The following is a 21,063-nucleotide window of genomic DNA, read 5'->3' as shown; positions in this document are numbered from 1 at the left end:
TCGCAACACGCCGCTTCTACTGTGAAGCCAGCGAAGAAGTCCTTGCCGGCTGCGGGTTCACCGACAGACGCTGAGGCTTCTTGCCCGACCGCGCGAGCTTCGCCAGCCGCAGCAGCCCGGTGTTCGGCAGGTACGCCCGGCCGAGCGCGATCCCGATCCGCGGAAGGTCCGCCTCGTCGCGGAACGCGAGGTACAGCGGCACGTGGCGCGGCTGGAACTTCGCCTTGAACGCGTGCAGCGAACGGAAGCCGTAGAACGGCTCCATCATCGTGCCGAGCGCGTCCAGCACCCGCTCGACGGCGTGCGCGGGTTCGCCGGAGCTCGCCAGCGGGGCGCCGGACAGCGAGACGAACTTCGCGCCTTCCTCGCGGAAGGCCAGGCACGACGACGCGATCAGGAACTCCATCGACGGACGGAACCCGTCGGCGCGTTTGCGCATGACGTCGAGTGTCCAGCCGCCGATCGCGCCCGCACCGGTGTGGACCGGCAGCCACGACGTCACGCCGTGGACCACGCCGTCGGCGTCCACCGCGAGACCCACGCGGGTCTCGGGATCCATCGCCTCGTCGACGCCGCCGAGGGTGAAGCCCATTTCCGGCATACCCTTGTCGCTGATCCACTCCTCGGAGATCGCGCGGACCTGCGAGATCACCGCGCGCGGCTGGTCGGCGAGCCGGACGAGCCGGAACTCGATGCCGTCCTTCTTGGCCCGGTTGAGCGCGGTCCGCACGTCCTGCCAGCGCTTGCCGCGGAACTCCAGCGTTTCCAGTTCGATCAGGGTGTCCTCGGCGACCTGGACCTGCTTCCAGCCGAGCTCTTCGGTCTTGGCGGTGGTGTCGCCGGTCGCGGAGAACAGGCACGGCACGAGACCGGTGTTCTCGCACATCGTGATGAACTCGGCGATCGTCCGGTCGGCGGCGCCGTCCGGGGCGATCGGGTCGCCCAGCGCGATGGCGACCCCGGCGTGCCGCCGGTAGGCGAGGTAGGACTTGCCGTCCGCGGCGACGAAGTACGAGTTCTGCGGCCAGGTCGTCATCCACGAAAGGGTGCTTCCGCCGTGGCGGCTGAGCAGCGTGCGGGCCAGCGCGGGGTTGCCCATCCGGCCGAGACGGCGGCACTTCCGCCGCGACGGCACGCGGAAGGCGCCGCGCGAAGAGACCAGCAGGGCGAATTCCACCGTCCAGAGCAGGTTGTCCACGAAGAACAGCGGCGGATCCACCACGCCGGCGTCCTCGCCGAAGATCTCCGCCAGCGTGAGCACCCCGCCGTAGACCATCACCTGCAGGATGACGAACGAGGTCAGGATCATCGCGCACCACCAGGCGACCTGGCTGCCCTTGCGCAGGCCGTTCATGATCGGCACCACGATCAGGCACAGGATGACGACTTCCCAGGTGGACAGCGAAAGCTCTTCGGACGAACCGAAGGGGCCGTTGCCCGGCACGAAGGACATCACCAGTTCGGCGACCGTCAGCACCAGCAGACCGGCCATGACGTAGAACCGCCACTCGCGCAGGCTCGGCCTCCGTTCACGCGAGGAGTCCTTGGCGCCGAGGAACTTCCGGCCGAACGGCAGGGCGAGGACGAGGGCGAAGAAGTGCACGAGGTCGGCGAGCGTGCCGACGAAGATGATCGCGACACCGGCGTAGACGCACAGCCCGGCGCGCAGCCGCAGCCGCCACGGCGGGCGCAGGGTGGCGCTGGCGACCGCGACCGCGGCGAGCGCGCCGCCGGAGAACCCGACGTCGAGGCTGCCCGCGACCCGTTCCGCCCATTCCCAGCCGGAGTTGCGGCTCAGCGCCAGGAACTGGACCGCCACCAGCACGCTGACGAACTGGCCGCCGATGGCGACGGCCATCGCCCGCCGGGTGCCGAGCCGCCATTCCGCGAACCCGGCGAACAACGCGAAGCTGAGCACCATCGGCAAGTAGTACAGCGGGACGACCGCGAACAGCGGTCCGGTGAACAAGGTCCACCACCGGCCTGATTCGAGCGACGGCAGCCCATACGCGATGTACGGGTACACCGCGCGGTCCTCGGCGGCCGACCAGAGCGCGCCCGTGGCCAAGGCGAGCGCGAGCATGGTCAGCGTGACGAGGCTGGTGAAAGGCAGCCGGTGCCTCAGCACCGTGATGATCTTGCGCGTCCGGCCCGGCGCGGCCGTCCCGCTTCCCCCTTTTGGCATGGAACTCAAATTAGGTCCGGGAGGTGCTCGGACACATCCGGCACGGGACCCATTTTTCCCTTAGGGGAGTGCTACTCGCGACGGATGCTCTCACCCATCTTGAGGACGACACCTCTGGCTATCGCGCCGGGGATCTGCTGGTCCGCCAGTACCAGGAGGACGTGGTAGCGGCCTGATCCGGGCAGCGCGCGCAGCGGGAGGGCGATGGCGGTGATCGAGACCGACGGGGCGGGGCACGGTCCGTCCGGGGCGGGGACGACGGTGGTGGTCACGGCGGTGGCGGTCGTCCCGCCGTCCAGGACCGGCACCGGCCCGGTTTCGCCGATCTCCGTCTTCGGGGATCGCCCGTACGCCGCTTCGGCCCAGCGCAGCGTCGTTTCCTCGGCGGCTTCGGCGAGGCCGCCGACCTCGCCCTCGTCGATGGTGGTGAATCCCGCCGTCGCGCGCGCCGAGAGATCGGTGCTGGGGCAGAACGCGCGGCGGAACCGTGCGACTCCCTGCAGGGTGACGAGGTCCCCGGCCGGGGTCTCGTAGCCGATGGCGACGTCGGGCTCTTCGAGCTTCCAGTCGGACGGGACGTCGTAGACGAACGGGTGATCGTCGGACACCACCGGTTGCCAGCCCGCGATCACGGGCCGGATCCGCGTGGCGGGTGCGGGGTCGGGCAGGACGAGATCGTGGGCGGACGGCGGCGGAGGCGCGGTCTTGGCCTGATAGGTGGCCGTCGTGCCGACGGCGAGGACGGCGGCCAGCCCGAGGACACCCAGCGTCGGCCTGAGGCGGAGGCGCCGGCGCGCCGGGATGGCGTCCCGGACGACCGGAAGCGGTCTCGTCTGCTCGGCCTCGGTTTCGAGTGGCTGCCCGGTGAGCGGATCGACGAACCACGGCCGAGGTTCGTCGATCCGCCCACCGGGGCCGGTCATTGCTGCGGCCTCAGACTCGCGAGGATCTTCTGGGCGTCCGCCTCGGGCAGCGCGTCCGGTGTGCCCTGGTCGATGGCCATGACGAAGCAGATGGTCTGGTCGCCGGACTTGAACGCGGCCGAAGTGACCTTCACGCTCGGCGCGCGGCAGTCCTCGGTTTCGGCGGGGGTGAACGTCCCGGTCGAGCTGACGGCCTGGATCGACCCGCTCGCGATCGGGACCTGCGTGATGTCGGGCATCGGGACGTCCGGTTTGCCGGTGGCGGACTGGATCCAGAGCCGGACGGCGCCCCTGGCGGCGTTCTCGACCGGGATCCGGTCCGCGGTGGCGAAGCCGACGACACCGCGGTTCGAGCCTCGGGCATCCGGGCAGGCGCCGAGTTTGTACGTCGACGCCTCGTGGATGACCATCTTGAACTCGCCCTCGTTGTAGCCGACGATCTGGCCAGGCTCGGTCTTCCAGCCCGACGGGGGCAGGTCGTAGGCGGTTTTGTCCTTCACCGACAGGATCCCCTGCCAGCCGGGCGTCGTCGAGGGCACTTTGTTGTCCTTCGGGGCGCCACTGCTCGAGGACGGCGGCTTCGAGGCCGAAGACGACGGCGGCACCGGCGCGGAGGAAGGCGGCGGCCCGGCCTGGGGCTGCGGCTCTTCGCCGTCACGCAGCACGAAGAAAAGCGTGGCGCCCACGGCGATCACCAGCACCAGCGCGCCGAGGCCGATCCACAGCCCCTTGTTGCCCTTCTTCGGCGGCTCCGGCGCGAAACCCTGGTACGTCTGCTGCGGGAACTGCTGGTAACCCTGGTACGGCTGCTGGGCGTACTGTGGCGGATTCTGGGGCGGGTAGCCCTGCTGCGGGGGTTGCTGCTGGTAGGGCTGCTGCGGTTGCTGCTCCGGCCAGCCGTTGCCGCCTGGGTATGCCATGAAGCGAGCTTAGTTAACGTCCCCCAGCACGGCCGCACGCACCGCTGCCAGGTCGGACAGGTCTCCGAGCACCGTGTGCGCGCCCGCGTCGGCCAGTTCCTCCGCGCTGAACTGCCCGGTCGCGACGGCCACCGCGACGGCGCCGTTGTCGAGCGCGGCCCGCACGTCGTCCGGGGTGTCGCCGATGACGACGACCGACGCCGGCGCGAACTCGGTGCCGTGTTTCGCCGAAGCGTGGCCGACGGCGGCGGGCACCAGATCGGGGCGGTGCGCCGAGAGCGAGCCGTAGCCGCCGATCTCGAAGTCCACGTGCTCGTGCAGGTCGAACGCGGTCAGCTTGTGCACGGAGATCTCCGGCAGATTCCCGGTGACCAGTGTCTGGACGACGCCGCCCTGCGTCGCGAAGGCGTTCAGCGCGTCCTTCGCGCCCGGGAGCGCCCGGCCGCTCGAAGCCAGCGTCGGGGCGTGGCTTTCGGAGATCGCGATCAGCGCGAGCCAGAGCTTGCGCACGTTCTCCTCGGTGGGCTCGACGCCGTGCGAGGTCAGGATGTCCGCGCTGATGGCGCGTTCGGTGCGGCCGCCGAAATTCGGCATCGCCCGCAGTTCGACGCCGGCGACCTCGGCGAGCGCGGTCGTGTACCAGGCGGCGCCGGTGCCGCGCAGGTCCACGAGGGTCTGGTCGATGTCCCACAGCACGAGCCGGTGCGGAGTAGTCACGCGGTCGACGGTACCGGTGACCTTATTCAACGTCTGTTGACTTCCGTGGGCGGGACGCCTACCTTGGCAGCTAATTCAACAGCTGACGAATAAATGGAGGACGGTCATGTCGAACCGTCGCCCCGCCGGGGCCTTCGCCTTACTCGCCGCGGCGGCCGGTGCGCTGGTCGCCGTCTTGCTCGGCTTTCTCACCTTCGGCGCGCAGGCCACCGTCGCGCCCGACGGGCTGCCCATCGCCGTCGCCGCACCTCCTGGCCCGCTCGAGGCCGCCGCGAAGAAGATCGCGTCCCACGGCGGCGGCCAGGTCTCGTGGCGGGTGACCTCCCCCGAGGAGGGCCGGAAACTGCTGGAGGACAAGGAGGTCTACGGCGTTCTCGAGCTGCCGTCGACGGTCGTGGTCTCCGGCGCGGTGAACCCGTCCGGAACGCAGATCGCGCAACAGGCACTGACCGGCGCCGCGCAAGCGATGGGCGGGACACCGAAGGTCGAAACGCTGCATCCCGCGAGCGCCGCGGGCCGGGTCGCGCCGCTCGCGCTGAGCGCGCTGGCGTGGGTCGGCTGCCTGGCCGCGGGCGCCGTGCTGATCCTGGCCGGACGGCGGATCGGCCGGGACGCGGGAGCCGCCGCGCGCTTCACGCAGATAGTTTCGGCGGGCGTGCTGGTCACCGGAGTGCTGGCCGGATTCCTGAAGCTGTGGGACTCCGCGCTCCCGCTCGGCTGGGACGTCCTCGGCTTCCTTCTCCTGACCTCGACCGGGTTCGCCGCCCTGCAGACCGGGCTGCTGCGGCTGCTCGGCGTACGGGCGATGGCGATCCTCGGCCCGCTCTACCTGGTCGCGCCCGCCGTCGCGGGTCAGGTGCCCGAGCTGCTGAATCCCGCGTACCGCGCGGTGCTGTGGTCCTGGACGCCGTTCCGGTTCGCCGCGGAAGGGCTACGGAGCCTGCTGCAGGGCGTGCCCGGCGCGCCGGACGTCGCGACCGGGGTGTGGGTGCTCGCCGGACTGCTCGCGGCGGGGCTGGTGCTCGCGCTGTGGCCGGGCCGCTCAACCCTCCAGAAGGCTGAAGCGGACACGCCGGACCGGGTTGTCCAGGTTGGTGTCCACTAGGCAGACCGACTGCCAGGTGCCCAGCGTCATCACGCCGCCGAGCACCGGGATCGTCGCGAACGGCGGCAGCAGCGCGGGCAGGACGTGGTCACGGCCGTGACCGGGACTGCCGTGCTGGTGCCGCCAGCGGCCGTCGCGGGGGAGCAGTTCGTCGATGGCGGTGAGCAGGTCTTCGTCGCTGCCGGCGCCGGTCTCGAGGATCGCCAGGCCGGACGTCGCGTGCGGGACGAAGACGTGCAGGATCCCGTCCTCGGCGTCCGCGTCGCGCAGGAAGGCCTCGGCGTCCCTGGTCAGGTCGTGCACCACGGCCACGCTGCCGGTGCGCACCTCGATCTCCGTGGAATACATGCTCTTCACGGTAGTGCCCCGAAGCGCGCCACGTAGTGCCAGACGCGTTTGAGGGCTTGCTGGTCGACGCCGCGGGCTTCGCCGAGGACACGGGGGTCGAGGTGACCGTCTTCGGCCAGCGCCAGGCCGAGTTCGACGAATTCGGGACCGCGGTACCCGGGGTGCCGTTCGAGTTCTTCGATGGAGAGGCGGAAACCAGGATGCCATTCGACCGGGCAGCCGAGTCGCGCCGCGGCCTTTTCGACGTCGGTGCCGCGGTGGCTAGGGTCGAGAGCGAGGGCTTCGACGTCCTTCGTGAGATCGACCGGACCGTGGACGTGTGCCTCGATGTAGTCGTCGAGAAGATCGGATTCGTCCTGCTCCGCCAGTGCGATCAGCGCGGAAACCCTGGTGCCGCAGCCGAAATCCGCCGGGTTCAGCACGCTGTCCGGGTAGCAGAACGTCGTCCGCGAGACCGTGTGCGCGGCCATCCGGAAATGGGCGGAGCCGAATCTCGGCGCGCCGCCGGTCGCACGGCGGCGGAAGTTCAAGGCGCCGTACTTCGGCCGTTCGGCGGCGGGCGCGTCGTCGTAGGCGCCGCCGAACATCCGGCTCTCCCAGTGCCAGCGATCTCCACCGGGATACGCGGTCAGCCCTCCGTTGCTCGTCCCGGTTTCGAACTGGTTGCGGTAGAACCCGTCCTCGGCCATCGCCGCCAGCAGCGGTCGTCCGTCCACTGTGGACCTGTCCGGATGGAAGTGCAGCGTCACCGGCAGCCCGGCCTCGTGCCCGCCGCGTGCTTTCGCCGCGACGTACGCGAGTGCCCGCCGGTTCATCACCCGAGTATCAGGCGTGCCGCCGGGCGAGGGCGACCAGATATCGCACCGGCTCGCCGGTCGGGTTGACGTAGGCGCACGGTTGGGGGATGCCGAGCTGAAGGCAGTCGCCGGCGTCGAGTTCGTGCTCGACGTCGCCCTCGCGGAAGCGCAGATGCCCGTCGAGCACCCAGATCTGGTGATGGGTCAGCGCATAGGTGTGCGCGGGGAAGGCGACCTCGGCGCCCGCGGGCAGCACGACCTCGACCAGTTCCAGCGGCCCGCCGAGCGTGGGCGAGACCGCGCGGCGCACGTACCCGGTGTCGGGGTCGGTCCACGTCGGCTGATCGGCGGCGCGCACGAGGCGCCGGTCGCCGTGTTCGGCGCGGGCGATCAGCTCGGACAACGTCATCCCGAGCGCGGCGGAAAGCCTGCCGAGCAGGACCGCCGTCGGCTGCGCCTCGCCCCGTTCGATCTTGCCGATCATCGCCCTCGACACGCCCGACATCTCGGCGAGGGCGTTGGCCGAAAGGTTCTGGTCGAGTCTCGCGGACTGGAGCGTCGCGGCGAGCGACGCGGACAAGGGATCCGACATGCTGCTCACTATAGTGGCAGTCTCGGTTACTATGGTCGCCATGGTGATCAGGGAAGCGACGGAAGCCGACGCGACGGCGTGCGCGGAGATCTACGCGCCGTATGTCACCGACACGGTGATCTCGTTCGAAACCGAGCCGCCCAAGCCGGACGAGATGGCCGAGCGCATCGCCAAGGCACAGCGATCGCACGCATGGCTCGTGCTCGAAGACGACGAAGGCCGCGTCGCCGGCTACGCCTACGGAGGCCCCTTCAGCGGTCGGCCTTCTTATCGCTGGTCATGTGAGGTCAGTATCTATCTGGAGCTCGGCCGCCGGAGGACGGGTGGCGGACGCGCGCTCTATCAGGCGCTGCTGGACAAGCTGGCGTCGCGCGGCTTCCGGAACTTCTGCGCGGGAATGGTGCTGCCGAACGACGCGAGCGCCGGGCTGCATCGCGCGCTGGGCTTCGAGCCGGTGGGGACGTACCGGCGGATCGGGTACAAGCACGGGGCCTGGCGGGATGTCGCCTGGGTGCAGCTGTGCCTGCCGGAGGTGGACGGGGTCCCGCTGGAGCCGCGCTAGGCCGGATCCGCCGTGAGTTCCGTGTCCAATCACGCGAGTTCGCTCTCCAGTCACGTGAGTTCGCCGTCCAATCACGCGAGTTCGCTGAAGATCACGCGCCGATCAGGCATCCTCCGCGTGGCCGCGAATTCGCCGACAGGTCCGTGCGACGCGACGAAAGCGTCCTTCACCGCATGAGACGCGGGGAAAGTCCCCTTCAGCCCGTCTTAGGACTCCAGATACCGCAGCACGGCGAGAACCCGCCGGTTGTCCCCTTCGGACTGAGGCAGCGCCAGCTTCCCGAAGATGCTCGACACGTACTTCTCCACCGAGCCCGCCGAAAGGAACAGCGCCGCCGCGATGGCCGAGTTCGACCGTCCTTCGGCCATCAGTCCCAGTACCTCACGCTCCCGCGGTGTCAGTCCGGCGAGCGCGTCCGTCTTCCGGGTGGCGGTGAACAGCTGACTGACCACTTCCGGGTCGAGCACGGTCTCGCCGTCGGCCACCCGCCGGAGTGCGTCGAGGAAGTCCGACACCTCCGCGACACGGTCCTTCAGCAGATAGCCGACACCGCCCGCGCGATCCGCCAGGAGTTCCGTCGCGTACTGCGTCTCGACGTACTGCGAGAACAGCAGGATCGCGCATCCCGGCAGTTCCGCGCGCAGCGCGATGGACGCGCGCAGCCCTTCGTCGGTGTGCGTGGGCGGCATCCGGATATCCACAATGGACACATCGGGGCGGTGTTCGCGCACCGCCGCGCACAGGCTGTCCCCGTCGGCGACGGCCGCGACGACCTCGTGCCCCCGAAGGTTCAGCAGTTCGACGAGCCCCGCCCGGAGGATGGCCGAATCCTCCGCGATCACGACGCGCACGCCGCCCCCTATTTCCGTATCGGTATTACCGCGCTGATCACCGTAGGCCCTCCCGGAGGGCTGTCGATGTCGAGCCCGCCGTCCACTGTCGCGAGCCGCTCGGCGATCCCGGCGAGCCCTCCACCGCGTACCGGCCGGGCCCCGCCTTCGCCGGCGTCGCGCACCACGAGCCGCAGGTCTTCGCCGACGATACCCACGTCGACCTCGATCGCGGAGGAAGTGTGTTTGGCGGCATTCGTCAGCAGCTCGGCCACGGTGAAGTAGGCGATGGTCTCGATCGACGGCGACGGCCGGTCCGGCAGGTCCACGGTGATCCGCGCGTCGATGCCCGAGCCCGCGGCCAAAGTGGACAGAGCGACGTCGAGGCCCGCGTCGAGCGCGGCGGGATGGATGCCGCGGGCGAGGTCGCGCAGCTCGATCAGAGCTTGTTTCGCGTTGGAATGCGCGGCTGTGACCAGGGCGGTGACCTGCTCGATGTCGCCGCCGCCGGCGAGCTCGTCCTTCGCGATGCCGAGCTTCATCGCCAGCGCGACCAGCTGGGCCTGCGCGCCGTCGTGCAGGTCGCGCTCGATCCGGCGCAGCCGCCGCGTCGCGTCGTCGACCGCCGTCGCGCGGCTGCGTTCGAGGTCGCGGACGCGTTTGGAGAGGTCCTCGGCGCCCAGGACCCCGCGCACCAGCAGGCGGTCGAATTCGGCGAGGCCGTGGACCACCCACGGCATCGCCAGCAGCACGGCCAGCCCGGTGAGGGCGAGCGGAAGGGTGAGGGGCCAGGTGTCGACGCGGAGGTCGAACGCCGGCATGGCCTCGCCGTTCAGGGTGAACCAGAACAGCGGATAGGTCAGCGTGCTCACGGCGTACACGAACAGGCTCGCGACCAGGAAGAACTCGATCACCGAAAGCGGCAGCCGGATCAGCAGATAGGCGATCGACCGCCAGCCGAGCGGATCCCCGAGCCGCCCTTTGACGCCGTTCCACAGCCCCGGCCGTGGTTCGCGACGGGCGGGCGGGGTGACCGTCGTCCCGAGCAGGCCACGCGCCAGGCCGATGTGGGCGACGCCGATCAGCCGCGCGCCCGCCAGGACACCGATGAGCACCGGCAGCCCGATCGTGAGCAGGCTCAGGCCGGCGCCGAGGAACAGCCCGACGACGACGAGCACCACGAACGCCAGCGTCAGCGGCGCGCCGATGATCACCCACGCCAGCTCGGCCCAGTACGCGCGGCTCAGCTGTGCGCCGAGGACGCGTCGAAGCAGGGCGAGGCAGGTGATCACGGCTTCAGCGTGCCGTGGCCACCCGCCTCGTGCCCATCCGGTTTTCCCTAGTCTTCGGCGCGGCCCTCGTCGGCCTGCGCCCGCTGGGACGCCTCGCGCATCTCGATGACGTCCGTCAGCCAGTCGCCGGTTTCGCGGGCGATGTCCCGGATCGCGCCGGTGATGATCGTCGCGATGTTGCCGATGTGGGTGGCCGCGGACTCGGTGACCTCTTGCACCACGTCCTTGGTGCTTTCGAACTGACCGACCATGTCAGACACCTTAAGCCGCTCGGAGGGTCTTGTCGCTCTCCACGGTAGCCGGTGTGCGGGGCTCACCGTTCCACGGAAGGGCCAGTTTCACGATCTTCTTGGCCACCGAGAACAGCTGCTTGTACAGGGGGCCGGTGTTGTACGGCAGGCCGTACTTCTCGCAGATCGCCCGCACCTCGCCCGCGATCTCCGGGTAGCGGCGCGCCGGGATGTCCGGGAACAGGTGGTGCTCGATCTGGTGCGAGAGGTTCCCGGTCATGATGTGGAAGAGCTTGCCGCCGGTGATGTTCGCCGAGCCGAGGATCTGCCGCAGGTACCACTGGCCCCGCGACTCGTTCTCGGTCTCCTCCTCGGTGAAGCTCTCGACGTCGGCGGGGAAGTGCCCGCAGAAGATGATCGAGAACGCCCACAGGTTGCGGGTCAGGTTCGCGGTGGCGTTGCCGAGGAAGGTCAGCGGCGCGAGCGGACCGGTCAGCAGCGGGAACAGCACGTAGTCCTTGCCGACCTGGCGACCGGCCTTCTTGAGCATCTTCAGGCCGACCTCCTTGTTGTCCGACCACTTGCGCTCGCCCTTGACGACGCGGTCGAACTCGAGGTCGTGCAGCATGACGCCCCACTGGAAGAACAGCGCGAGCAGCGTCGCGTACACCGGGTTGCCCAGGTAGTACGGGTGCCATTTCTGCGCGGTGTCCATCCGCAGCACGCCGTAACCGATGTCGCGGTCCTTGTCGAGGATGTTGGTGTAGGTGTGGTGGATGTAGTTGTGGGAGTGGCGCCAGTTCTCCGACGGCGCGACGGTGTCCCATTCGAACTTCTGCGAGCTCAGCGCCGGGTCGCGCGTCCAGTCGTACTGGCCGTGCATGACGTTGTGGCCGATCTCCATGTTGTCGAGGATCTTCGCCACCGAGAGCGCGGTCACCCCGGCGACCCACGCGGGCGGGAAGAACCCGGCGAACAGCAGCCCGCGGCCGGCGACCTCGAGCGCGCGCTGGGTCTTGATGACGTTGTGGATGTAGTCGACGTCGGCCTGGCCGAGATCGGCGACGATCCGCTGCCGGATCTCGTCCAGTTCGCGGCCGAACTCCTCGACCTGGGCGGGGGTGAGCTTGTCCTGCAAGCCGGTCATCACGGGCTCCTTTCTAAGCGTTGATCTCGACGTCCCCGACCGGGACGGAGATGCAGAGCTGGATCTCTTCGTTTTCTTCGCTGGAGGTCTCGCCGGTCTTGGCGTTGCGCACACAACCGGAGGTCTTGATCTGCGTGCAGGAGAAGCAGATGCCCATCCGGCAGCCGTGTTCCGGGCTGAGTCCCGCCTCTTCGGCCTGCTCCAGCAACGGTTTCCCGGAGTTGGCGAATTCGCGGCCGCTGCGCGCGAACCGAACCTGCCCTTCGGCGTTCTCGGTGTCGAAGGTGAGCGCCGGCGGCGTGAACTCCTCGGTGTGCAGATGTGCGCCGAGACCGTCGGCCTCGAAGACCTCGCAGACCGAATCCATCAGGGGTTTCGGACCGCACAGGAAGGTTTCGGCGTCCGGGTACCACGGCGCGGCCTCGGCGAGGTGCTCCTTCGAGAAGAACCCGTGGAGGTCGCCGCCGGTCTTGGCGTGAGTGAACGCGTGTACCACCCGCAGCCCGGGGAGCCGGCGCGCGAGGTCGGCGAGTTCGGCGCGATAGAGCGCGTCTTCGGCGCCGTTGGAGTAGTGGAGGAAGGCGAGATCGCCCTCGTATTTCTCGTCCGCCAGCGTGCGCAGCATCGACAGGACGGGGGTGATCCCGCTTCCGCCGCTCAGCAGCAGGATCCGCCGGGGCCTCGGCGACGGCAGGGTGAACTCACCGTCCGGAGTGGACAGTCCGAGCACCGAGCCGATGGTGACCGTGCGGTTCAGATGCCGCGAGACGAGCCCCTGCGGGTCGGCCTTGATGGTCAGTTCCAGTGATCCGTCGTGCTCCGAACCGGCGGGTGAGTAGCAGCGGGTCCGGCGGACGCCGTCGATCTCGACGGTCACCCGCACGTACTGGCCCGCGACGTGTCCCCGCCAGGCGCGGCTCGGCCGGATGGTCAGCGTGACCGTGTCGGGTGTCTGCCGCCGGACGTCGGTGACCAGGCCGCGGATCTCGCGGCGGACCAGCATCGGATCGACGAGTTCGAGGTAGCGGTCCATGCCATGGGGCGTGAGCAGGGCCTCGGCCAGCGAGGCCAGCCGCCTGGCCCTGCGCGGTACCAGTGCCGTCATCACTTCTCCCAAATTCAGTGAACGCTTGTACACTGAATAGTGAAGTGGCGATACTCGCGCTTGTCAACGCGAGAGGAGGGTGATGTGACGTGGGTGATACCGCGGAGGCGATTACGCTGTCCGTCGTGACAACGGAGCCCGTTTCCCGGCAGGAGCGCAAGCAGCGCACACGGCAGGCGCTGCTGGACGCCGCCCTGGACCTGGTGGCGGAACGAGGGTTCTCCGGGCTCAGCCTGCGCGAGGTGGCGAAGCAGGCCGGGATCGTGCCGACGGCGTTCTACCGCCATTTCGCGTCCATGGACGAACTGGGCGTCGCGCTCGTCGAGGAGTCGATGCGCACGCTGCGCACGATGATCCGGTCGGCGCGCACCAAACCGGCCGCGTACAACGACATGATCAAGACGTCCGTGCGCATCCTCCGCGAACACGTGCGGGCGCACGAGGACCACTTCCATTTCCTGACCAGGGAGCGGTACGGCGGCACGGGGCCGGTCCGGCAGGCGATCGCGTTCGAACTCAAGCTCTTCGTCAGCGAACTCGCCGTCGACCTCGCGCGCTTCGACAATCTCCGCGAATGGAGCACCGAAGATCTCCATCTGCTCGCCGACCTGATCGTGACGACCATGCTCACGACGGTGCTGGAGCTGCTCGAAGCGCCTTCGCGGGACGACGAGATCGGGCGCACGGCCGAACGGCGGCTGCGGCTGATCTTTCTGGGCGTGCCGAACTGGCGCAGCGTTCCGTGATGCGGAAAGCGCTGCCCCGCAAGGTGGGCTGAAAGCGTCCTTCACCGCATGTCACGCGGTGAAGGACGCTTTCGTCACATCTGATGCGGTGAAAGTCCCCTTCAGCCCGCCTGGCCCCTTATGAGGTCGCGCACCTGGATCGATGGCTGGATCGATCGTGATGAGTGATGTCACGGAAAGATGCCGTCCGGATACGTTCAGCCAGGAAAGTTGTCGGCCGGGCGTGGTAAGAAGTGCGGGTTCGTGTGGTCCTCTCCAGCGAGGAGGTCGCCTGTGGCGGCAGAGAACGAGCAGCTCACGGTCGGTGTGGTCCGGGAAACCGGACAAGGCGAACGCCGTATCGCGCTGGTACCGAAACTCATCGAGCGCGTTTCCGGACGCGGACTGCGGGTGGTGGTCGAGCCCGGCGCGGGCGCCGGCGCGCTGCTCGCCGACGAGACCTTCGAGCAGGCGGGAGCGGTGATCGGCGATCCGTGGGATGCCGACATCGTGGTGAAGGTGGCGCCTCCGAGCGCGGCCGAAGTCGCGAAGCTCAAACAGGGCACCATTCTCATCGGCTTCCTGAATCCGAGGGGTGATCCCGAGGGGATAGCGGCGCTCGAATCGGCGGGCGTGCGCGCCTTCGCCGTCGAGGCGATCCCGCGGATCTCCCGCGCGCAGGCGATGGACGCGTTGTCGTCGCAGAGCAGCGTCGCGGGTTATCGCGCGGTCTTGCTGGCCGCGGAGAAACTCACCCGGTTCTTCCCGATGCTCACCACCGCCGCCGGGACGGTGCCACCGGCGAAGGTGCTCGTGCTCGGCGCCGGCGTCGCCGGGCTGCAGGCCTTGGCGACGGCGAAACGGCTCGGCGCGCAGACCACCGGGTACGACGTCCGGCCCGAGGTCGGCGAGCAGGTGAAGTCGCTCGGCGCGAAATTCCTCGACCTCGGCATCGAGGCGGTCGGTGAAGGCGGGTACGCCCGCGAGCTGACCGACGAGGAAAAGGCCGAGCAGCAACGCAGGCTCACCGAGGCGATCACGAGGTTCGACGTCGTGATCACCACCGCGCTCGTCCCGGGCCGCCGGGCACCGGTCCTCGTCACCGCCGACGCGGTGAAGGGGATGCCCGCCGGCGGTGTCGTGGTCGACCTCGCCGGAGAGTCCGGCGGCAACTGCGAACTGACGAAACCGGGCGAGGAGGTCGTCGAGCACGACGTCACGATCTGCTCGCCGCTCAACCTCGCCGCGGAGATGCCCGCGCATTCCAGCGAGCTCTACGCGCGCAACGTCACCGAGTTGCTCGAACTGCTCGTCGATTCCGAAGGCAAGCTCGCGCTCGACTTCTCCGACGAGATCGTCGCCGGGGCCTGCGTGGCCGGAAAAGAAGAAGGAGGCGAGTGATGCTCGTAGGCAGTTTGGCGATCCTCGTACTCGCCGGATTCGTGGGCTTCACGGTCATCTCCAAGGTGCCCAACACGTTGCACACGCCGCTCATGTCGGGCACCAACGCCATCCACGGCATCGTCCTGCTCGGCGGGCTGATCGTGCTCGGCCTCGGGGTCGACGGCGTACTGAACAAGATCCTGCTGGTGATCGCGATCGCCTTCGGCACGATCAACGTGGTCGGCGGCTTCCTCGTCACCGACCGGATGCTCTCGATGTTCAAGGCGAAGAAGCCGGAAGACGGTGGTGACAAGTGACGACCTTCATCGCCGTCCTCTACATCATTTCCTTCGCGCTGTTCATCTACGGACTCATGGGCCTGACCGGTCCGCGCACCGCGGTGCGCGGCAACTGGATCGCCGCGGTCGGCATGGGCATCGCGGTGATCGCGACGCTCCTGACGCCGGGTATGAGCAACTGGCTGCTCATCGCGCTCGGCGTCGCGATCGGTGTCGTCGTCGGCGTGCCGTCCGCGCGCAAGGTGAAGATGACCGCGATGCCGCAGATGGTGGCGCTGTTCAACGGCGTCGGCGGCGGAGCGGTCGCGCTCATCGCGTGGGTCGAGTTCCGCACCACCGAGGGCTACGCGCACGAGCCCGCGTATGTCGCGATCGCGTCGTTGTTCGCCGCGATCGTCGGTTCGGTGTCCTTCTGGGGATCGAACATCGCGTTCGGGAAACTGCAGGAACTCATCTCCGGCCGCCCGATCACCCTGGGCAAACTGCAGCAGCCGGTGAACGCGCTGGTGCTGATCGCCGCGATCGTGTTCGCGGTCGTCATCGCCGTCGGCGGTGACGCCGAGCTGCTGATGATCGGCCTGCTGGTCGCGGCGGGCGTGCTCGGCGTGGTGGTCGTGCTGCCGATCGGCGGCGCGGACATGCCGGTCGTCATCTCGTTGCTGAACGCGCTCACCGGATTGTCGGCCGCGGCCATGGGGCTCGCGCTCGACAACACCGCGCTGATCGTGGCGGGCATGATCGTCGGCGCCTCGGGTTCGATCCTGACGAACCTGATGGCGAAGGCGATGAACCGGTCGATCCCGGCCATCGTCGCCGGCGGGTTCGGCGGCGGCACGGCGGTCGCGAGCGGCGGATCCGGCGAGGTCCGGCCGGTCCGCAGCACCAGCGCGTCCGACACCGCGATCCAGATGGCGTACGCCAACAAGGTCGTGGTCGTGCCCGGTTACGGCATGGCCGTCGCGCAGGCGCAGCACGTGGTCCGCGAGATGGCGAAACTGCTGGAGGCCAAGGGGATCACGGTCGCGTACGCCATCCACCCGGTGGCGGGCCGGATGCCGGGTCACATGAACGTGCTCCTCGCCGAGGCCGACGTCCCGTACGAGCAGCTCAAGGAGATGGACGAGATCAACTCCGAGTTCGCCCAGACCGACGTCGCGCTGGTGATCGGCGCGAACGACGTCACGAACCCGGCCGCGGAGACCGATCCGGGCTCGCCCATCTACGGGATGCCGATCCTCAAGGTGAACCACAGCCGGTCGGTGATCGTGCTCAAACGCTCGATGAGCTCGGGCTTCGCCGGCATCGACAACGAGCTCTTCTACGATGCGAAGACCAGCATGCTCTTCGGCGACGCCAAATCGTCGGTGGGCGAGATCGTGGAGGAACTCAAAGCACTGTGATCGGTCCCTCGGAAGTCGTCGCCTCGTTCGACGACCCGGCCGACAACCTCGCATTCGACGAAGCCCTCCTGCGCGCCGCACCGGAGGCGCCGGTCCTGTGGATCTGGCGCAACACCGACTGTGTGGTCGTGGGGCGGGGGCAGAAGATCGAACGCGAGGTCAAGGCCGACGTCTGCGCGGCGGACGGCATCCCGGTGCTGCGCCGGGCCAGCGGCGGCGGCACCGTGTTCCACGACCCCGGCAATCTCAACATCACGCTCGTCCTGCCGGGGCTCGGTTTGTCGGAGAAGTCCGTCAGACCGTTGGAAGCACTCGGGGAACTGATGACCGCGACGGTGGCCGAACTCGGGCTGCCGTCGCGGCTCGGTGATCGCGGCCTGTTCGTCGGTGACGCGAAGCTGTGCGGTTTCGCCGTCTTCCGGACGAGAACGGGCTTGCTCGCGCATTCCACGCTGCTCGTTTCGACCGCGTCCGAACGGGTCGGGCGGTACCTCACTTCGGCACCCTCCGATCCCCGGCCGCTCGACTCCCATCGAAGCCCCGTCGCGTCGCTCGCCGAGCATGGCCTGCGGAAAGGTGTCGCCGAAGTCACTGCCGCGGTCCGCGTGGCGGCGGCCGCGCGACTGGGTGAACTCGCCACCCGGAAGCCCTCGGCCGAGGAGCTGGGGTGGCACCGCTCGCTCCAGCACACGCGGTACCACTACCAGGAATGGCATGCCAAGGGCGCGCAGAGAAAAGATTCGTGAGTGATTCGACCCGAAACATTCACGCCACAAAAAGGGCCCCATTCGTCACTGTCCGAATGGGGCCCTTTTGATTGTCGACTACTTTTCCGTGGCCGAGAAAGTGACGGCGGGCACCTTGCGAGCGGCGCGCGCGGTCTTCTTCGCCGGAGCCTTGGCCGCGGCCTTCGGAGCGGCCTTGGCAGCCGTCGTCTTCGCGGCAGCTGCCTTCGGAGCCGCCTTCGCGGCCGTCGCCTTGGCGGTGGCCTTCGGAGCGGCCTTGGCCGGGGTCTTCGCCGCGGCCGCGGCCTTCGCGCGACCGGCCGGGGCCTTGGCAGCGGTGGCCTTCGCCGCCGTGCCGCGGGCCGACTTCGCCTTGGCGGCAGTGGCTTTCGCCGTGGTTTTGGCCGGAGCCTTGGCCTCCGCCTTGGCCGCGGTGGTCTTCGCGGCGGAGGTCTTGGGAGCCGCCTTGGCGGCAGCGGGCTTGCGGCCGGCGACACCCTTCGCGGCGGGCTTGCGGCCCGGCTTCGCGGCCGTCTTCGACTCGGCCTTCGCGGCGGTGGCCGCGGTCTTCGGGGTCGACTTGGCCACGCGCGCGCCCTTGGGCCGCTGCACGACCCGCGGCCGCAGCTTGCGTCCGCCGATCCGGCGGCCGTTCGCCACATAGGCACGCAGGATTTCCCGGAGTGCGGTGGCGTTGTCGGCCGAAAGGTCGATGTCGTAAGCGATTCCGTCCAAACCGAAAGCGACCGTTTCTTCGGCCGCCTCGCCGGTCAGATCATCCAATAAATGCACAGCAGTGTTCCTGGCCATGAAAAACCTCCCGCGCTCGATCGTTCTACTGCGTAACCGGCACGGCGAAATCTGACCCGCGGCTATGACTCACGCAGCGACACGAGGATAGCGGCAGGTTGCGCGAAGCTGCGCGGTGGTGTGCGCTGAATGCATGTCAGCACAGGATTTTGACGTGATCGTGATCGGAGGCGGCCCGGTCGGCGAGGTCGCCGCCGAGCGGGCAGCGCGGGGCGGCCTCCGGGTCGCGCTCGTCGAACACGAACGCTTCGGCGGCGAATGTTCTTACTGGGCCTGCATTCCGAGCAAGGCGCTGCTGCGGCCGGGGAACCTCCTCGCCGCCGCCAAACGGGTTCCCGGCGTCCCGGTGGGCGATGCGGTCGACCCGGCCGAGGTGTTCGCGCGCCGGGACTGGTTCACCGGCAAGGGAGACGACACCGGACAGGTCAAGTGGGCGGAAGGCGTCGGGATCGTCCCGATCCGCGGCCACGGGCGGATCACCGGTGAGCGGGAGATCACGATCGACGGCGGTGACGTGCTGACCGCGCGGCACGCCGTGATCGTCGCCACGGGCAGCGTCCCGCGGACGCCGTCGATCCCCGGGCTGGACACCGTTTCCCCGTGGGGTTCGCGTGAGGCGACTTCGGCGGAGAAGGTTCCCGGCCGCCTCGGCGTACTGGGCGGCGGTGTCGTCGGTGTCGAAATGGCGCAGGCCTTCGCCACGCTCGGCGCCGAAGTCCACCTGATCATCTCGGGCGAACGTCCGCTGCCCCGGCTGCCGGAGTTCGCGGGAGACGCCGTCATCGCGGGTCTCCGCGAAGCCGGGGTCACCGTGCACACCGGCTCCGGCATCGACTCCGTGTCCGCTGTGGACGGCGGTAAGGAATTGGCCTTGAAAGGCGGCGAGCGGTTGGTCGTCGACGAATTACTCGTCGCCACCGGCCGCCGCCCGGCGACCGACGGACTCGGCGTCGAGACACTGGGGCTCGAAGCGGGCGCGCCGCTCACGACGGACGACAACGGCCGGGTGTCCGCTGTGGACGGTGAGTGGTTGTTCGCCGTCGGCGATGTCACCGGCCGGGCGCCCCTGACCCATCAGGGCAAATACGCGGCAAGGGCCGCGGGCGACGCGGTGGCCGCGCAGGCCGCGGGCAAGCCCGTCGACTCCGCCGCGTGGAGCGAACACAGCGCCACGGCCGATCACCACGCCATCCCGCAGGTGGTGTTCACCGACCCGGAGGTCGCTTCGGTCGGGCTCGCCGGGCCGGAAGAGGGCAAGCCGCACCGCGTCGTCGACATCGACATCGCGGTGGCCGGTTCGTCACTGCACGCGGACGGTTACGCGGGCAAGGCGCGGATCGTCGTCGACACCGAACGCGGTGTCCTCCTCGGCGCGACCTTCGTCGGGCAGGACGTGGCGGAACTGCTGCACGCGGCGACGATCGCGATCGTCGGCGAGGTCCCGCTGTCGCGGCTGTGGCACGCGGTCCCGTCGTTCCCGACGATCAGCGAGGTATGGCTGCGCTTGCTGGAGGCGTACGGGCTCTAGCCGTTCACAGGCAGTTCGAGCGCGGCCTTCGCGCCGCGAACGAGGCCGGGATCGTCCGGAGTGGACGGTCCCGGCACCCAGACGACCTGGACCAGCCGGACCGCCTTCCCGTCCAGGCCGCTCTGGTAGGCGGCGCCCTCGAACACCGGGACGTCGCCCTGCCACTGGTTGGTCTCGGTGGCGAGGTCGAGGATGCCGCCCCCGCCGGGGGTGTCGGCGGTGGCCTTGAACGCGGTCGCCTGCTGGGTGTTCGGGAATTCCACGACGGCGATCGTCACCGCGGCGGCCCGGCCGTCGATGGAGCCGGCGAAGCTGGCCCGTTTCACCGCGGAGCAACTCGTCTGCTGAAGGCTCGACTGGACGTCGCCGTACGCGTGCGACGCGCACTTCTGATCCGCGGCGGACGCCCGCGACGTGAACTGGATGCTCTCCACCGCGCTGCTGCTCGGTGGCGGCGGCGGACTGGTCGCCGGGGTCGGCGGCGGGGGAGTCTGGGTGGACGCGGTGTCGTCGCCGCTGGAAGCGACGCTGATGGCCGCGACCAGCAGCACGATGAGCAGGCCGATCGCGGCGACCGGGAGCCATTTCACCGTCTTGGACTGGGGCGGCTTCTTCGGACCCGGCTCGGCGGGAGCGGACTCCGGTGGCGGGATCGGCGTGGCCGGGGGAACCGGCTTCACGGCGACGGCCTGCTGAACAGGCTTGACGGGCGGAGGAGGAGCGGTAGGGGCTGCCGATTTCGCGGGTTTCTTCCCCGGATGTTGCACCGGGACGGTCGGCGCGATCGCGACGAGCGGGTTCTCGCGGATCACCGTCGGCTCGTTGTCGGAGTAGGCGCTGAACCCTTCCCCGAGCAACACCTCTTCCGGCATCGGCGGCGCGTCCGGAGCGAGCGCGGCGATCAGCTCCCGCGCCTGCTGGACCGAGCGGGGATGCGGTGCGCTGGCCAGGGAAACCGTCGCGGCGAGCATCGTCGTCGCCGTCGGATAGAGGACGCGGACCGAGCCGGCGAGATCCGCGGCGGGCTGGTCGACCGTCTCCACATACGGCCCGACGGCGATGATCGTGCCGATCGGCCCGGCGCCGGGGGCGACGTCCGCGATCTTGTGGGTGCACGCGGCGGACAGGGAGAGCGCGTCCGTGGCCGGATTGATCGAGGTGTCGCCGTGGACCAGCGGCCAGCCGTCGGCCTTCCACGGCCCGCCGAGCGGGGCTTCGAGTTTCAGTGCCGGATCCGGCAGGTCGACGCCGATGACGATGAGGACACCCTTCGGCATGACCACGACGGCTTCGACGGGCCTGCCGTCGACCGGGCTGGCGCCGATCAGGGCGACCCCGCCGACGACATTGCTGCCCCGGCCGAGTGAAGCCAGCGCGGCGCGGACGTCCTCGGCCACCCGGGACGGCTGCTGAGCGAGGCGAACGAGTCGCACCGAACCC

At 69.3% G+C, this 21,063-nt stretch carries 22 protein-coding genes; 8 read left to right on the top strand and 14 right to left on the bottom strand.

Going from position 1 to position 21,063, the window contains the following annotated elements; genetic code table 11:
• Positions 1–16: 16 nt before the first annotated feature.
• The 4 genes from DMH01_RS00305 to DMH01_RS00290 all read right to left on the bottom strand — a co-directional run bounded on the left by DMH01_RS00305 (position 17) and on the right by DMH01_RS00290 (position 4,724).
• Positions 17–2,185 (bottom strand): bifunctional lysylphosphatidylglycerol flippase/synthetase MprF, encoded by a 2,169-nt coding sequence (locus tag DMH01_RS00305; RefSeq protein ID WP_125673121.1) that lies wholly within the window; start codon positions 2,183–2,185, stop codon positions 17–19.
• Between the two features lie 71 nt (positions 2,186–2,256).
• Positions 2,257–3,108 (bottom strand): hypothetical protein, encoded by an 852-nt coding sequence (locus tag DMH01_RS00300; RefSeq protein WP_125673120.1) that lies wholly within the window; start codon positions 3,106–3,108, stop codon positions 2,257–2,259.
• Positions 3,105–4,028 carry a hypothetical protein gene (locus DMH01_RS00295; RefSeq protein WP_125673119.1) on the bottom strand — a complete coding sequence of 308 codons (924 nt, stop codon included), beginning with the start codon at positions 4,026–4,028 and terminating at the stop codon, positions 3,105–3,107. The genes DMH01_RS00300 and DMH01_RS00295 overlap by 4 nt, the downstream gene beginning before the upstream one ends.
• Positions 4,029–4,037: 9 nt before the next feature.
• A complete protein-coding gene (locus DMH01_RS00290) occupies positions 4,038–4,724 on the bottom strand; it encodes an HAD hydrolase-like protein (RefSeq protein WP_125674261.1) in 687 nt (228 codons plus the stop codon).
• 127 nt (positions 4,725–4,851) lie between these two features.
• On the opposite strand from DMH01_RS00290, the gene DMH01_RS00285 reads away from it, so the two are divergent.
• Entirely contained in the window at positions 4,852–5,850 is a 999-nt protein-coding gene (locus DMH01_RS00285) for an ABC transporter permease (RefSeq protein ID WP_125673118.1), read from the top strand.
• Here DMH01_RS00285 and DMH01_RS00280 read toward each other — a convergent pair.
• From DMH01_RS00280 to DMH01_RS00270, 3 genes are read right to left on the bottom strand one after another with little or no spacing between them, the layout of a single operon-like run.
• Entirely contained in the window at positions 5,788–6,198 is a 411-nt protein-coding gene (locus tag DMH01_RS00280) for a secondary thiamine-phosphate synthase enzyme YjbQ (RefSeq protein WP_125673117.1), read from the bottom strand. The genes DMH01_RS00285 and DMH01_RS00280 overlap by 63 nt on opposite strands.
• 5 nt (positions 6,199–6,203) lie before the next feature.
• The gene (locus tag DMH01_RS00275) at positions 6,204–7,013 is read right to left on the bottom strand and encodes a DUF3626 domain-containing protein (protein ID WP_199745321.1); all 810 of its coding nucleotides are present in this window, start codon (positions 7,011–7,013) and stop codon (positions 6,204–6,206) included.
• Between the two features lie 10 nt (positions 7,014–7,023).
• Positions 7,024–7,587 carry an XRE family transcriptional regulator gene (locus tag DMH01_RS00270; RefSeq protein WP_125673116.1) on the bottom strand — a complete coding sequence of 188 codons (564 nt, stop codon included), beginning with the start codon at positions 7,585–7,587 and terminating at the stop codon, positions 7,024–7,026.
• 31 nt (positions 7,588–7,618) lie between these two features.
• On the opposite strand from DMH01_RS00270, the gene DMH01_RS00265 reads away from it, so the two are divergent.
• On the top strand, positions 7,619–8,149 hold the full coding sequence (locus DMH01_RS00265; protein WP_199745320.1) for a GNAT family N-acetyltransferase: 531 nt from the start codon (positions 7,619–7,621) through the stop codon (positions 8,147–8,149).
• 206 nt (positions 8,150–8,355) lie between these two features.
• Here the strand turns inward: DMH01_RS00265 and DMH01_RS00260 are convergent, their stop codons facing one another.
• From DMH01_RS00260 to DMH01_RS00240, 5 genes are read right to left on the bottom strand one after another with little or no spacing between them, the layout of a single operon-like run.
• On the bottom strand, positions 8,356–9,000 hold the full coding sequence (locus DMH01_RS00260; protein ID WP_125673115.1) for a response regulator transcription factor: 645 nt from the start codon (positions 8,998–9,000) through the stop codon (positions 8,356–8,358).
• Positions 9,001–9,008: 8 nt separating this feature from the next.
• Positions 9,009–10,271, bottom strand: coding sequence for a sensor domain-containing protein (locus DMH01_RS00255; protein WP_125673114.1), 1,263 nt, complete (start codon positions 10,269–10,271; stop codon positions 9,009–9,011).
• 47 nt (positions 10,272–10,318) lie between these two features.
• Positions 10,319–10,522, bottom strand: coding sequence for a hypothetical protein (locus DMH01_RS00250; protein WP_125673113.1), 204 nt, complete (start codon positions 10,520–10,522; stop codon positions 10,319–10,321).
• A gap of 10 nt (positions 10,523–10,532) precedes the next feature.
• Entirely contained in the window at positions 10,533–11,648 is a 1,116-nt protein-coding gene (locus DMH01_RS00245) for an acyl-CoA desaturase (protein WP_125673112.1), read from the bottom strand.
• Between the two features lie 13 nt (positions 11,649–11,661).
• Positions 11,662–12,753 (bottom strand): ferredoxin reductase, encoded by a 1,092-nt coding sequence (locus DMH01_RS00240; protein ID WP_125673111.1) that lies wholly within the window; start codon positions 12,751–12,753, stop codon positions 11,662–11,664.
• A gap of 89 nt (positions 12,754–12,842) precedes the next feature.
• Here DMH01_RS00240 and DMH01_RS00235 point away from each other — a divergent pair, with 89 nt between their 5' ends.
• The 5 genes from DMH01_RS00235 (at position 12,843) to DMH01_RS00215 (ending at position 17,306) form a co-directional block, all read left to right on the top strand.
• Positions 12,843–13,499, top strand: a complete 657-nt coding sequence (locus tag DMH01_RS00235) for a TetR family transcriptional regulator (RefSeq protein WP_125673110.1) — start codon at positions 12,843–12,845, stop codon at positions 13,497–13,499.
• Between the two features lie 273 nt (positions 13,500–13,772).
• Positions 13,773–14,879, top strand: a complete 1,107-nt coding sequence (locus tag DMH01_RS00230; RefSeq protein ID WP_125673109.1) for a Re/Si-specific NAD(P)(+) transhydrogenase subunit alpha — start codon at positions 13,773–13,775, stop codon at positions 14,877–14,879.
• Entirely contained in the window at positions 14,879–15,178 is a 300-nt protein-coding gene (locus DMH01_RS00225) for an NAD(P) transhydrogenase subunit alpha (RefSeq protein ID WP_007032801.1), read from the top strand. The genes DMH01_RS00230 and DMH01_RS00225 overlap by 1 nt, the downstream gene beginning before the upstream one ends.
• Entirely contained in the window at positions 15,175–16,560 is a 1,386-nt protein-coding gene (locus DMH01_RS00220) for an NAD(P)(+) transhydrogenase (Re/Si-specific) subunit beta (protein ID WP_125673108.1), read from the top strand. Before DMH01_RS00225 ends, DMH01_RS00220 begins: the two co-directional genes overlap by 4 nt.
• Positions 16,557–17,306 (top strand): lipoate--protein ligase family protein, encoded by a 750-nt coding sequence (locus DMH01_RS00215; RefSeq protein WP_125673107.1) that lies wholly within the window; start codon positions 16,557–16,559, stop codon positions 17,304–17,306. Before DMH01_RS00220 ends, DMH01_RS00215 begins: the two co-directional genes overlap by 4 nt.
• Positions 17,307–17,384: 78 nt before the next feature.
• On the opposite strand, the gene DMH01_RS00210 is transcribed toward DMH01_RS00215, so the two are convergent.
• Complete coding sequence (locus DMH01_RS00210) at positions 17,385–18,095, bottom strand: histone-like nucleoid-structuring protein Lsr2 (protein ID WP_125673106.1); 711 nt, start codon at positions 18,093–18,095, stop codon at positions 17,385–17,387.
• Between the two features lie 154 nt (positions 18,096–18,249).
• Here DMH01_RS00210 and DMH01_RS00205 point away from each other — a divergent pair, with 154 nt between their 5' ends.
• Positions 18,250–19,623 (top strand): NAD(P)/FAD-dependent oxidoreductase, encoded by a 1,374-nt coding sequence (locus DMH01_RS00205; protein WP_233621360.1) that lies wholly within the window; start codon positions 18,250–18,252, stop codon positions 19,621–19,623.
• On the opposite strand, the gene DMH01_RS00200 is transcribed toward DMH01_RS00205, so the two are convergent.
• The gene (locus DMH01_RS00200) at positions 19,620–21,056 is read right to left on the bottom strand and encodes a hypothetical protein (protein ID WP_199745318.1); all 1,437 of its coding nucleotides are present in this window, start codon (positions 21,054–21,056) and stop codon (positions 19,620–19,622) included. The genes DMH01_RS00205 and DMH01_RS00200 overlap by 4 nt on opposite strands.
• Positions 21,057–21,063: the final 7 nt, after the last annotated feature.

The organism is Amycolatopsis sp. WAC 04182, from assembly GCF_003947465.1.
Classification (GTDB): Bacteria; Actinomycetota; Actinomycetes; order Mycobacteriales; family Pseudonocardiaceae; genus Amycolatopsis.
This window is presented reverse-complemented; position numbering and strand designations above follow the sequence as displayed.